The organism is Microbacterium sp. PM5, assembly GCF_003293595.1.
GTDB lineage: Bacteria > Actinomycetota > Actinomycetes > Actinomycetales > Microbacteriaceae > Microbacterium.
On the sequence record NZ_CP022162.1, the window covers coordinates 909,503 to 922,163 of the forward strand.

General features: G+C 68.6%; 14 protein-coding genes. 6 read left to right on the forward strand and 8 right to left on the reverse strand.

Annotated features, from left to right (window positions below; genetic code table 11):
* The first annotated feature begins 226 nt into the window (after window positions 1–226).
* Genes CEP17_RS04560 through CEP17_RS04575 form a run of 4 tightly spaced genes read left to right on the forward strand, consistent with a single transcriptional unit; the run spans window position 227 to window position 3,470 of the window.
* The gene (locus CEP17_RS04560; protein WP_036316707.1) at window positions 227–760 is read left to right on the forward strand and encodes a single-stranded DNA-binding protein; all 534 of its coding nucleotides are present in this window, start codon (window positions 227–229) and stop codon (window positions 758–760) included.
* A gap of 19 nt (window positions 761–779) precedes the next feature.
* Window positions 780–1,271 (forward strand): hypothetical protein, encoded by a 492-nt coding sequence (locus tag CEP17_RS04565; RefSeq protein ID WP_039416833.1) that lies wholly within the window; start codon window positions 780–782, stop codon window positions 1,269–1,271.
* 53 nt (window positions 1,272–1,324) lie between these two features.
* Window positions 1,325–3,004, forward strand: a complete 1,680-nt coding sequence (gene ettA, locus CEP17_RS04570; protein WP_039416832.1) for an energy-dependent translational throttle protein EttA — start codon at window positions 1,325–1,327, stop codon at window positions 3,002–3,004.
* On the forward strand, window positions 2,997–3,470 hold the full coding sequence (locus CEP17_RS04575; protein WP_036320082.1) for a thioesterase family protein: 474 nt from the start codon (window positions 2,997–2,999) through the stop codon (window positions 3,468–3,470). The genes ettA and CEP17_RS04575 overlap by 8 nt, the downstream gene beginning before the upstream one ends.
* A gap of 20 nt (window positions 3,471–3,490) precedes the next feature.
* On the opposite strand, the gene CEP17_RS04580 is transcribed toward CEP17_RS04575, so the two are convergent.
* Window positions 3,491–4,357, reverse strand: a complete 867-nt coding sequence (locus CEP17_RS04580) for an acyl-CoA thioesterase II (protein ID WP_112931428.1) — start codon at window positions 4,355–4,357, stop codon at window positions 3,491–3,493.
* Between the two features lie 56 nt (window positions 4,358–4,413).
* Between CEP17_RS04580 and CEP17_RS04585 the strand changes: the two genes are divergently transcribed.
* A complete protein-coding gene (locus CEP17_RS04585) occupies window positions 4,414–5,082 on the forward strand; it encodes a hypothetical protein (RefSeq protein WP_112931429.1) in 669 nt (222 codons plus the stop codon).
* 33 nt (window positions 5,083–5,115) lie between these two features.
* Here the strand turns inward: CEP17_RS04585 and CEP17_RS04590 are convergent, their stop codons facing one another.
* From CEP17_RS04590 to CEP17_RS04620, 7 genes are read right to left on the reverse strand one after another with little or no spacing between them, the layout of a single operon-like run.
* Window positions 5,116–6,777, reverse strand: coding sequence for an FAD-binding dehydrogenase (locus CEP17_RS04590; RefSeq protein WP_112931430.1), 1,662 nt, complete (start codon window positions 6,775–6,777; stop codon window positions 5,116–5,118).
* A 42-nt stretch (window positions 6,778–6,819) separates the two neighbouring features.
* Window positions 6,820–7,278 carry a globin gene (locus CEP17_RS04595; protein WP_112931431.1) on the reverse strand — a complete coding sequence of 153 codons (459 nt, stop codon included), beginning with the start codon at window positions 7,276–7,278 and terminating at the stop codon, window positions 6,820–6,822.
* On the reverse strand, window positions 7,275–8,435 hold the full coding sequence (locus CEP17_RS04600) for a mechanosensitive ion channel family protein (protein ID WP_112931432.1): 1,161 nt from the start codon (window positions 8,433–8,435) through the stop codon (window positions 7,275–7,277). Before CEP17_RS04600 ends, CEP17_RS04595 begins: the two co-directional genes overlap by 4 nt.
* 10 nt (window positions 8,436–8,445) lie before the next feature.
* A complete protein-coding gene (locus CEP17_RS04605; RefSeq protein ID WP_112931433.1) occupies window positions 8,446–9,168 on the reverse strand; it encodes a response regulator transcription factor in 723 nt (240 codons plus the stop codon).
* Window positions 9,165–10,409: a sensor histidine kinase gene (locus CEP17_RS04610; protein ID WP_112931434.1), complete on the reverse strand. Its 1,245-nt coding sequence runs from the start codon at window positions 10,407–10,409 to the stop codon at window positions 9,165–9,167. Before CEP17_RS04610 ends, CEP17_RS04605 begins: the two co-directional genes overlap by 4 nt.
* A gap of 10 nt (window positions 10,410–10,419) precedes the next feature.
* The gene (locus tag CEP17_RS04615) at window positions 10,420–11,235 is read right to left on the reverse strand and encodes an ABC transporter permease subunit (protein WP_036320104.1); all 816 of its coding nucleotides are present in this window, start codon (window positions 11,233–11,235) and stop codon (window positions 10,420–10,422) included.
* Window positions 11,232–12,143, reverse strand: a complete 912-nt coding sequence (locus CEP17_RS04620; RefSeq protein ID WP_112931435.1) for an ATP-binding cassette domain-containing protein — start codon at window positions 12,141–12,143, stop codon at window positions 11,232–11,234. Before CEP17_RS04620 ends, CEP17_RS04615 begins: the two co-directional genes overlap by 4 nt.
* 139 nt (window positions 12,144–12,282) lie before the next feature.
* Between CEP17_RS04620 and CEP17_RS04625 the strand changes: the two genes are divergently transcribed.
* Window positions 12,283–12,657 carry an SdpI family protein gene (locus CEP17_RS04625; RefSeq protein ID WP_162722407.1) on the forward strand — a complete coding sequence of 125 codons (375 nt, stop codon included), beginning with the start codon at window positions 12,283–12,285 and terminating at the stop codon, window positions 12,655–12,657.
* Window positions 12,658–12,661 lie beyond the last annotated feature (4 nt).

Consider the following 12,661-nt stretch of genomic DNA (forward strand, 5'->3'; position numbering starts at 1 on the left):
ATACGTTCCCCCTCCGACATCGGCGGCACCCCCGTGCCGCGCCGACGGACGACCGATCGACACCTCCTCCCCACCTCTGCGCTTCGGCGCCGTCTCCACAATCTGCTCGCGCCTCGCGTCGACGCTCTGCGGCGAGAAGGACGCTGGGGGTGCCGCGGCGCACGAAGGGTACGCCGGTCGCGGCGCCAGCCGGATCGTCCGGGCATCGAAGACAAGGAGAGTCATCATGAGCGATCGCATCACCGTCATCGGCAACGTCGCGTCCCAGCCCGAGCGTCGGGAACTGCCGGGCGGCATCCCCGCCATCAGTTTTCGACTCGCGAGCAGCGAACGACGCCTCGAGAACGGTCAGTGGGTCGACAGTCACACCAATTGGTACTGGGTGTCGGCATACAGGAAGCTGGCCGATCACGCCCTGGCATCGTTGGAGAAGGGGCAGCGGGTCATCGTCACCGGACGGTTCCGCGTCAAGCAATGGGAGTCGGGAGGAAAGAGCGGATCCTCCGCCGAGATCGACGCCGAAGGACTCGGCCACGACCTCATGTTCGGCACCACGAGCTTCCAGAAGGGAACCACACCGTCGGCGTCGGCTACTGTGGCGCAGAGCACGGGGTGGGCCGTGCCCGGCGACGGCCCCTCCGACATTCCACAGAGCACGGAGGCTTCCAGCGACGCGGCCTCCTCACCCGAAGAACCGGATGTCGCCCTCGTCAGCGCCAGCGGGTGGGCCACAGCGGGCGAGGACACAACCCCGTTCTGACGCCGCCTAGACTCGTGACGTGCGAAACGTCGGTCAGCGTGCGGTCCCCTTCTCCCTCGCCGCATGCGTCGGCGTGGTCCTCATGCTCAGCGGCTGCACCACCGCAGCCCCCACCCCGACACCCACACTGTCGGTGTCCCTCACGCCCATGGCGACACCCACACCGACTCCGACGGGACCAGCGCTGATGCCGAACGGCTCTGCCACCCAGAACCTGCCCTACTTCACGTCGATCGTCGACGCGGTGGCGTCCGGTCCACAGGCGGCGCAGGGGCGGGCATACATCGACGCGCTCACTGCGGGCGGCTTCGACAAGTCGGCCATGGAAGTCACGCAGGACCTGACGACGGTCGGAAATCAGGCCGACTCGATCCAGTTCTCCGTCAAGTGGAAGGGCGAGTGCCTGGTCGGACAGGTCGGCCCGTCGGTGCCCGGCCCGCAGGCACGGGTGCTTCCGCTCGTGCCGGAGGGCACGTGCCTGGTTGGACAGACACGCCCGATCGACTGGTGACCAGGCGCCCGCACGCCGTGGAGGTCACCACGGCCGCGTAGACTTGGGCCGTTATGGCCGAATACATCTACTCCATGGTCCGTGCCCGCAAAGCGGTGGGCGAGAAGCTCATCCTCGACGACGTCACGATGGCGTTCCTCCCCGGAGCCAAGATCGGCATGGTCGGCCCCAACGGCGCCGGCAAGTCGACGATCCTGAAGATCATGGCCGGTCTCGACGCACCGTCGAACGGGGAGGCCAAGCTGACGCCGGGCTTCACCGTCGGCATCCTGATGCAGGAGCCCGAGCTCGACGAGACCAAGACCGTCCTGGAGAACATCCAGGACGGCGTGGCCATCAAGGCCAAGCTCGATCGCTTCAACGAGATCTCCGCGCTGATGGCCGACCCGGATGCGGATTTCGATGCCCTGCTGGCCGAAATGGGCGTGCTGCAGGAAGAGATCGACGCGGCCGACGGCTGGGACCTCGACTCGCAGCTCGAGCAGGCCATGGACGCGCTGCGCACCCCGCCCGCGGACGAGCCCGTGACCAAGCTCTCCGGAGGCGAGCGCCGCCGGGTGGCACTGGCGAAGCTGCTGCTGCAGAAGCCCGACCTGCTGCTGCTGGACGAGCCCACCAACCACCTCGACGCGGAGAGCGTTCTCTGGCTCGAACAGCACCTGCAGTCGTACAAGGGCGCGGTCATCGCCATCACCCACGACCGGTACTTCCTGGACAATGTCGCGGAGTGGATCGCGGAGGTCGATCGCGGTCGACTGATCGGCTATGAGGGCAACTACTCGACCTATCTCGAGAAGAAGGCAGAACGCCTCGACATCCAGGGCAAGAAGGACGCGAAGCTCGCCAAACGCCTCAAGGACGAGCTCGAGTGGGTCCGTTCCTCGGCGAAGGGACGGCAGACGAAGTCGAAGGCCCGCCTCGCCCGATACGAGGAGATGGCCGCCGAGGCGGAGCGCACGCGCAAGCTCGACTTCGAAGAGATCCAGATCCCGGCCGGTCCGCGCCTGGGCAGTGTGGTCATCGAAGCCAAGAAGCTGCAGAAGGGGTTCGGCGATCGTTCCCTGATCGACGGCCTGAGCTTCAGCCTGCCGCCGAACGGCATCGTGGGCGTCATCGGCCCCAACGGTGTCGGCAAGACGACGCTCTTCAAGACGATCGTGGGGCTGGAGCCGCTCGACGGCGGCGATCTGAAGGTCGGCGAGACGGTCAAGATCAGCTACGTCGACCAGAGCCGCGCCAACATCGACCCGAACAAGACGCTGTGGGAGGTCGTTTCGGACGGTCTCGACATCATCACCGTCGGCAAGACCGAGATCCCCTCGCGTGCGTACGTGTCGAAGTTCGGCTTCAAGGGCCCCGACCAGCAGAAGAAAGCGGGAGTGCTCTCCGGCGGTGAGCGCAATCGCCTGAACCTGGCGCTCACCCTGAAGGAGGGCGGAAACCTGCTGCTGCTCGACGAGCCCACCAACGACCTCGATGTCGAGACGCTGAGCTCGCTGGAGAACGCCCTCTTGGAGTTCCCCGGATGTGCGGTGGTGATCACCCACGACCGGTGGTTCCTCGACCGCATCGCGACCCACATCCTCGCCTACGAGGGCACCGACGAGCACCCCGACAAGTGGTACTGGTTCGAGGGCAACTTCGAGGCGTACGAGGCCAACAAGATCGAGCGCCTCGGGCCCGACGCCGCCAACCCGCACCGATCGACCCACCGCAAGCTCACCCGTGACTGAACGACTGCACGTGCCCATCCATTTGCGATGGGGAGACCTGGACGCGTTCAACCACGTCAACAACGCGACGATGTTGAAGCTGCTCGAAGAAGCACGCGTGCGGGTGTTCTGGACGCCGGTCTTCGGCGACGAAGCGCCCGACACCGCGGTGATCGACGCGGGCACCGATGCCGGCGTGCTGACGCTCATCGCACATCAGGAGATCGAGTACCTCGCGCCGGTGCCGTACCGGCGCGAGCCGCTCGACGTGCAGATGTGGTTCGGAAAACTCGGAGGATCGAGCATCGAGGTCTGCTACGAGGTTTACAGTCCACGAAGCGACGACCACCGCACGCTCTACGCGAAGGCATCCTCTTCCGTCGTGCTGGTCGATGCTCACACCTTCCGGCCGGTGCGACTCACCGACACGATGCGTGACGCGTGGGGCCCCTACCTCGGCGAACCCGTCTCGTTCCGGCGCCGCTGAGCGGGCGACGACGGCCCGCGTCAGGGGACGCGGACCATGATCTCCTGCCCGACAGATGCGACGAGCTCGCCCTCGCGGGTGAAGATCCGCCCCGATGAGAGTCCTCGCCCTGCGCGGGCGCTGGGCGAGTTCTGCACGTACAAGAGCCACTCGTCGACGCGCACGGGCCGGTGCCACCACATCGCGTGGTCGAGGCTGGCGACTTTGAGTCCGGGCTGCGACCACGGGACGCCGTGTCCACGCAGCACCGGCTCCTGGATGGTCAAATCGCTCATGTACGCCAGCACGGCGCGGTGCAGGGCGGCATCGTCTCCGAGGGGCCGCTTCGCTCGCATCCAGACGTTCTGGGCGGCAACGTGGGCACCCTCCACCGCATCGTAGATCGCACCCTCGGCATGCACGACTTCGATCGGATTGCGATCCAGGAGACGCTGCGACAGCGGATGTCGCCGCGTTGTCTCCCACCGCGCCAGGGCCTCCTCGGGGCTGAGGACGTCCTCGGGCATACGGCTCTGATGGTCGAGGCCGTCATCCTCGTGTTCGAACGAGGCGATCATCGAGAAGATCGGCACCCCGTCCTGATATACCTGCGTACGGCGTGTGGAGAAGGAACGGCCGTCGTGGATGCGGTCGACGGACAGCGTCACGCCCCGCATTGCGTCGCCGGGGCGCAGGAAGTAGCCGTGCATGGAATGCGGAACGCGGTCGTCGCCGGTCGTCCTGTCCGCCGCGATGATGGCTTGAGCCAGCACCTGGCCGCCGAAGATGCGGCCCGACGGCATCGGGTGGGAGATCCCGGTGAAGATGTCTTCAGTGGTCCGCGCATCGCCGGAGGAGATATCCAGGACCTCCAGCATTTCGGCGACCGGATCGCTTTCGCCCTGCATTCCCGTTCCCACACGCTCTCCGTCCGTGGTGCATACAGCTTGATAGTTTAGGTCGGATGTCCGCACAGCTGTTGTTCCCCGATCCGTCGACGGCGTCCGACGTCCTCACCTTCGCCGACCGTGCCGCGCGACTCGGCGATGGAGCCGTGCGCTTGCGCGCCGTGCAGGGGACGCTCGGGGTGACATCGGCGCCGCTTGCGCCCCAGACGCTCCTGGAGTCGACCCCCACCGTTCTCGGGATGCGGTTCGTGCGCGTGGACCCCGACCTCGAGTGCGACCTCGTCGTGGATGCCGCGTCGCTCACGATCGGCGACGATGAGCGCTCGGTCCTTCTGCCCGACTCCGCCGTCTCGGCACCGTGGGCGGGTGTGTCGCCGCCCCGGGGCGGCTGGACGCAGGCGAGCGGCATCGATGCCGCCACTCTCGCATCGCGCGCCCAGTGGGGGATCGCAGCCGTGGCCGAAGCGGTGCCTGCGTCCGCCGGCGAAGATGTGGTGCGTCTCGTGCGCGCTCAGGTATGGGGAGAGCCCGACGCCGAGCTCGCGGATCTTCCCCGGGGAGTCGCGTTCGCCGCCTTCGCTCTGGGCTTCGTCGCCGGCGCCGAGACGGCTGCCGTGCGCCGCAGCGGCCCGTGGACGCGGATCACCCTGCAGCGAGGTCACGTGCTGACGAGGACGCGAGTGCACACGGGGCTGACGGAGGTCCGAGCCACGGGCGCCCTCTGAGACGGGCCGGAGCCCGCGTTCGGCGGCGACGGATCAGCCGGCCGCGGCCCGTCCGGCAATGCGCCCGGAGAAGAGGCATCCGCCGACGAAGGTGCCCTCCAGAGCTCGGTAGCCGTGCACACCGCCACCTCCGAAGCCGGCCGCCTCACCCGCGGCGAACAGACCGGGGATCACTGTGCCTCGTTCGTCCAATGCCCGCGCGGACAGGTCTGTCTCGATACCTCCGAGGGACTTCCGCGTGAGGATGTGCAGCTTGACCGCGATGAGGGGCCCGTTCGCCGGGTCGAGAATCGCATGCGGCGCCGCCGTGCGGATGAGACGGTCACCGCGGAATGCGCGCGCCGACCTGAGCATCGCGATCTGCGCATCCTTCGTGAAGTCGTTGGTGATCTCGCGGTCGCGCGCCTCGATCTCACGGCGCACGAGCTGGGGATCCAGCAGCTCGCCTCCCGGGAGCGCCTGCATACCGTCGATCAACTCGTCCAACGAACGCCGGACGACGAAGTCCGCGCCCTGATCCATGAAGGTCTGGACGGGCCCCGCGGCCCCCTTGCCCAGGCGCGATCGCAACAGCAGGCGTACGTCCTTGCCGGTGAGATCGGGATTCTGCTCGCTTCCGGAGAGCGTGAACTCCTTCTCGATGATCTTCTGCGACAGCACGAACCAGGAATGGTCATGGCCGGTGCGTCGCAGGTGCGCGAGTGTCCCGAGAGTGTCGAAGCCCGGGTACAGCGGCACCGGCAGTCGTGCACCGGTCGCATCGAGCCACACGGACGACGGGCCGGGGAGGATCCGGATGCCGTGGTTCGGCCAGATCGGGTTCCAGTTCTGGATGCCTTCGACGTAGTGCCACATGCGATCCCCGTTGATGAGATGCGCTCCCGCCGCCCGAGCGACCGGCTGCATGGACCCGTCGACGTACGCGGGAACGCCCGTGATCATCTGGGTCGGGGGCGGGCCCAATCGCGCCGGCCACTGCGCGCGGACGAGCTCGTGGTTGCCACCGATGCCCCCCGAGCACACGATCGTCGCGCTCGCGCGGATCTCGAAGGAGCCGGCGACCTCTCGTGACGTCTGCTCTCCTCGCGCGGCCGCCGAGGGGACGAGCACCTCGCCGTGCGCGCCCGTGACAGCGTCCGCGTCGGTCAGCAGGGCGGTGACGCGGTGACGGGGGAGTACGGTGATGCGACCGGAGGCCTCTGCGGCCTCCACCTCGGCCTGAAACGGCGCGACCAGCCCTGGGCCCGTTCCCCAGGTGATGTGGAACCGAGGCACCGAGTTTCCCGGACCGGTCGCGTTGTAGCCGCCGCGCTCGGCCCAGCCGACGACGGGGAAGAACCCGACTCCTTTCCCGCGCAGCCAGGCCCGCTTCTCTCCATGCGCGAAGTCGAGGTAGGCATCGGCCCATCGGCGGGGCCACTGATCTTCGTCGCGGTCGAACTGCGCCGTCGAGAACCAGTCCTGACGCGCGAGTTCCAGCGAGTCGGAGATACCGAGTCGTCGCTGCTCCGGCGAATCGACGAAGAACAAGCCGCCGAACGACCAGAACGCCTGGCCGCCGAGGTTGCATCGTGGTTCCTGATCGACGATGATCACTCGACGCCCGGCCGCGGCGGCCTCCGTGGCGGCAACGAGCCCGGCGAGCCCCCATCCGATCACGAGGATGTCCGTCTCGTGAAGCTGCGTCTTCGCCAAGGTCGACTCCTTCGTCGTGATCTCGGTGCCCGGGGACGGGCGTCAGTCGGTCTGGTCCGAGGAACGGACCGCCAGCGAGGATGCCGTCGCTGGCCGTTCCGGGCCGATTCCGGTGGGCTCGAATGTGTTCACCATGGCATGCGCGGCGCGCTGGAGATAGTCCCAGAGCGTGGCCTCGTGCAGCGGCGACAACTCCAGCTCGTCGACGGCGCGGCGCATGTGGAGCAACCACCGATCACGCGCATCCGGATTCACGTGGAACGGCACATGCCGCATGCGCAGACGAGGATGTCCGCGTCGCTCGCTGTAGGTCGTCGGTCCGCCCCAATACTGCTCGAGAAAGAGGGTCAGCCGCTCGGCGGCCGGGCCGAGGTCTTCCTCGGGGTACATCGGCTTGAGCACGTCGTCGGCCGCCACACCGCGGTAGAACGCGTCCACCAGGCGCACGAAGGTCCCGTGCCCGCCGACCTGTGCATAGAACGTCTCTGCGTCGTCGCTCACGCGTCCCCCTCATCGGTCCTCTTCGGCGCGGGTGTCTTCGGTGGCGGCGTCGCGCCGGATGGGGGCGTCGCGACCTCCACCTCGCCGTCGACCGCGGGCGCCTGAGTCGCTCGGCCGCCGCGCTTGGGCTTCCAGATGCCTTTTCCGTCGGCGGTCGCGACGGGTGTCGGTCGAGTACGCGGCGGATTGGCACCGCGCACTCGCTGGGCGCCCTCGAGGCCGGCCAGCATGACGGTGTTCATGGAGGGGAGCGTGACGCCCAACTCGTCCATCGCGCGCTTCAGGCGCATCCTCAGCTCGCGGGCGACATCATCCTTCGCGTTCGCGCGGGTCTTCATCACGAGGCGGATGACGAGGGCATCGCCGGTGATCGACTCCAGGCCCCAGACCTCGGGTTGCTCGATCACGCGGGTGCGCCACTTCGGATCCTTCGCGAGGTTCTTCGCCGTGGCGAGCATCGTCTTCTCGACCTGCTCGATGTCGACGTCGACCGGCAGAGCGAGGTCGATGATCACGCGAGACCATCCCTGGGACATGTTGCCGATGCGGGTGATCTCGCCGTTGCGCACGTACCAGAGCGTCCCGTTGACGTCGCGGACGTGCGTGATGCGGACGCTGACGTACTCCACGATGCCGGTGGCCAACCCCAGATCGACGACGTCGCCGATGCCGACCTGATCCTCGGCGACAATGAAGATGCCGTTCAGCACGTCTTTGACGATGTTCTGGGCACCGAAACCGAGGCCGGCGCCGATGGCCGCCGAGAGCAGGGCGAACGACCCGAGGGCGTCCGGAGCGATCCTCCCGAAGATCAGCAGGATGGCGATGGTGACGATCGCGACGTTGACGATGTTCTGCAGGATCGATCCCAGCGTGCGCGTTCGCTGCACGAGCCGCATCGCGGCGAGGGGCGAGCGCTCCAAGGCCTGGGTGTCATCGACGTTCGCCTTGCTCTTCGCGCCCGACACGATCCGGTTGACGATCCGCCGGATGACCAGACGCAGCACCCACGAGACGATGAACGCGCCGACGATGATTCCCGCGATCGTGAGGAGGTTCACCCCGGCCTCCCCGAGCCAGGTGAGAATCGCCGTCCACACTCCCGGGTCGATCACGGGGGCCGTCGCTCCACCGCCGGAGTCAGAGAAGTAGCGCATCACCCCGATCCTAACGAGGCTCGCTCTGTCCGCTCTGGGAACCCGCGGGGGAGTCGTCCGCCCACCCGCCCCGATGGGCGAGGATGACGGCCTGGATCCGATCCCGCGCTCCCAGTTTCGCCAGCACGCGTCCGACATGGGTCTTCACGGTCGTCTCGCTGAGGAACAGCTCCGCCGCGATCTCGGCGTTCGTCAGCCCGCGCACCAGCGCGAGGAACACGTCGCTCTCGCGAGGCGTGAGTTCGCGCACGCGCGCCGCGATGGCGGACCTGTCCGCGCGTTCGGACGCGGCGGATGCCGGTGTGCTCCCGGCCCGCCGGCGCAGCACTTCGCGGGTCACCCGTGGCGACAGTACGGCGTCGCCGGCGGCCACGGCGCGGATGGCCGTGACCAGCGCGCTGCGCTCGACGTCCTTGAGCAGGAATCCGCTGGCCCCGGCATCCAGAGCGCCGAAGGCGTACTCGTCGAGATCGAACGTCGTCAGCACGAGCACCCGCGTCTGCGGCGCCTCGGCGACCACACGCGCCGTCGCCGCCACACCGTCGAGCCGGGGCATCCGCACGTCCATCAGCACCACGTCGGGCCGGAGGGCGACGCACAGGGCGACCGCATCGACCCCGTCGATCGCCTCACCCACCACCGCGATGTCGGGCTCGGCGTCGAGCACGAGACCGAAGCCGAGCCGGATGAGCTGCTGGTCGTCGGCGATCACGACACGGATCGGGTCCGTCATGCCGGGGTCCTCTCCGCCGAAGCCGGCAGGGTCAGTCGCACATGCCACCGTCCGTCGGGGCGCCGCCCCGCCTCCGCGACGCCGCCCACCTGCGCCGCACGTTCCTGCAGACCGCGGATGCCGTACCCTCCGCGGGAGACGGCCCCGTGGACGCCGTCGTTGACGACCTCGACGACCACTTCGCTCGCCGTCGACGAGATCGACACGATCACCTCCTGCGCCGACGGTGCGTGCCGGATGACGTTGGTCAATCCCTCCTGCACCACGCGCGCCACAGCCAGGCGCACGGGAAGATCGGCGATCTCACCGCCGGTCGTCCGCAGCACGACGGGGATGCCTGCGCTGCGCGCGGCCGTGACGGCATCGCGCACCGTGTCCCCGTCCAGCGGCCCCAGCGGCGCATCGTCGGCGTCGCCGCTGCGCAGCACGCCCAACATGGCCCTCATCTGAGTGAGCGCGCCTCGGCCGGTCGCCGCGATCTGCGCCGTCGCCGCGCGGGCGCGCACCGCATCGTCGGTCGCCGTCGCCCCCTCGGCAAGGGCCACCATCACGGTGAGCGAGTGGGACACCACGTCATGCATCTCCCGCGCGATGCGCGCACGCTCGGCGGCAGCGGCGTGCACCGCGTGCTGCGCACGCTCCGCCCACAGCTGACGGGACGTCTCCATCAACGCCGCGACGTAGCGCGCACGGTTGCCGATGTTGACGCCGACGAGGCAGCCGACCAGGAGGCCCACCGCGAGAGCCGCGCACCCGTTCACCGCCGTCGACCACGGCAGCACCCCGACAAGGACAGCGATCCCCGCAGCGAGCGTCGTCGCACCGATGGCGATCCCCGACGAGATCCAGGCGGCCGACGACCCCGCATACACCGCGACCGCGTAGACAGCGACGGCCGTCGTGCCCGATCCCACCCCCGAGCCCGAAGACACCGCCAGAAGCGCGCCCAGCGCCGCGAGCGAGAACGACACGAGTGGGCAACGGCGACGCCAGAGCATCGCCACGCACGCGAGCGTGAGCACCACGACGACCACGGGACGAAGGCCCGTCCACAGCGGATCATCGCCGCTGAGACCGGCTCGTCCCGGCGCGGGAAAGGTCACCAAAGCGGTGAGGAGGGCGACGATGACGTCCGTCACGCGTGGATGTCGTGCCCAGAAGCGGCGGATCACGCCTGGCGGACGCGGAAGCCGCAGCTCGCCGGACGCGGGGTCGAGCGAGCTGCGGCTCAGAGCGGTCATCTCTTCCAGCTCAGGTGTCCCGGCTGCGCAGGCTCGCCCACGCTCCCAGCAGCAGCGCAGCGGGCCACGCGGCGAGGGTCACCAGGCCGCGCATCACGTCCTCGCCGCCGGCGGTGGTGGCAGACTGCGCACCCGACATAGGCAGGTACGCGCTGGCATCCACGATCCACTTCCAGCCTTCGCCGGCGAAGGAGAACATGCTGAGGACGATGGGCAGCACGAACAGCACCCCCACCGTGGCCGCGATCGCACCGGCGCCGTTGCGCACGATGAAGCCGAAGCCGAGGCCGATCAGGGCGAACATCGCCATGGCGAACACACCCGCGAGCAGCGGGAACCAGGACAGCGTGGGATCCGACCAGTCGATCGCCGTCTTGAGGATCGGTGCCGTCGTCAGCACGGCGATCGCGTAGGTCACCGCGGTCGTCAGGGCCAGGACGACCGCCACGACGAGGGCCTTCGCGACCAGCACGGCGCCACGACGCGGCTCTGCCGTCAGAGTCGAGCGGATCATCCCCGTGGAGTACTCCCCGGTGATGGCGATCGCTCCCAGGATGCCGGCGACGAGCATCGTGAACTGCATCGGCATGACGATGACCATCACCGGCGCGAACCCCGCGTCGAAGTCACGCAGGGCCGAGGCCATCAGCAGCGAGATGCCCACCGAGAGCGCAACGGTGATCGCGAGCGACCACCAGGTCGAGCGCAGCGACAGCAGTTTGAGCCACTCGCTGCGAACGACGCGGGCGAACGTGAGGTGGTAGGGCGAGGCCGCGGCACGTGTCTGCGCAGCGGACGATGCCGTCGGGGCGGTCGCGGTGGTCATGCGATCTCCTTCGTCTTGTACTGCACGGAGCCCTCGGTGAGCGCCATGTATGCCTCTTCGAGCGACCCGGTCCGTGGGGTGAGCTCGTGTAGGGGGATGCGGCGATCCGCGGCGAGGTCGCCGATAGCGCGCGCGCTGACACCCGCGACCAGCAGGGATCCGTCCCCGGCGTCGGTGACCGTGACGTCCGGCGACGCGAGCACGCCGACGAGGTCGGCCGCTCGAGGGGTGCGAACGAGCACCTCGTTGCGTGTCCATGCCCGCACCAGCTCGGGAAGCGGCGCGTCGGCGAGCACGCGACCACGGCCCAGGACGATCACGTGGTCGGCGGTCTGCGACATCTCGCTCATCAGGTGGCTCGACAGCAGCACGGTACGGCCCTCACCGGCGAGGTGACGGACGAGCTGTCGCACCCATCGCACGCCTTCGGGGTCGAGGCCGTTGACCGGCTCGTCGAGAATCAGCGTCTGCGGGTCGCCGAGAAGTGCCGCCGCGATGCCGAGCCGCTGTCCCATGCCCAGCGAGAACTTTCCCGCTCGCTTGCCGGCGACCGCCTCGAGACCCGTCAGGGCGATCACCTCGTCGACGCGGGAGTTCGGGATGCCGTGGGTCGCGGCCATCGCACGTAGGTGTCCTCGCGCCGAACGTCCGGTGTGCACGGCTTTCGCGTCGAGGAGCACGCCGACTTCGGTGAGCGGCGAGCGGCTCCGCGCGTAGCGGTGTCCGCCCACGCTGACGCTGCCGGACGAGGGGGCGTCCAGCCCGACGATCATTCGCATCGTCGTGGACTTTCCCGCGCCGTTGGGGCCGAGGAAGCCGGTCACCTGCCCGGGTCGCACCGCGAACGAGACGTCGTCGACGGCGGTGGTGCTTCCGTATCTCTTGGTGAGGTTCTCCGCAACAATCATGCTTCGACGCTACGGCGACGGAGGTCGGCACCACATCCTGCGGGAGGATGAGATCAGCGACATCAGATGTCGTCCTCGCGGACGATCACCCGCGATCCCCGTCGTCGTCAGGATGGAACTTGACGACAGGGGGCACAGGATGATCGAGACAGGTGTGGGCGCTCTCGCCCTTGCGGGCTTCGCCGCGCTGCTCGCGTGGTGGGCACGCAGTGCTCGCACAGGCAGTCTTCCGCGCAACGCGTTGCTCGGCTATCGCAGTCGCCTGACGCTCCACGATGCAGAGGCCTGGCGGGTCGTCAACCGCGCGACATCGGCGTCTGTCTACGTCGCCGCCGCAGGGGCGGCCTTCGGCGCGGTGCTCTCGATCGTTCTCGCCCCGACAGTAGGCCCGAACGCGGCGGCCGCCGCACTCGGGACGGCAGTCGTCTGGGCTCTCGTGTGGATCATCGTGGGGTTCTTTCCCGCGCGTCGGGCCTCGCGCGAATATGCGCGCGCGGCCCGACGCCCGCGGTGACGCC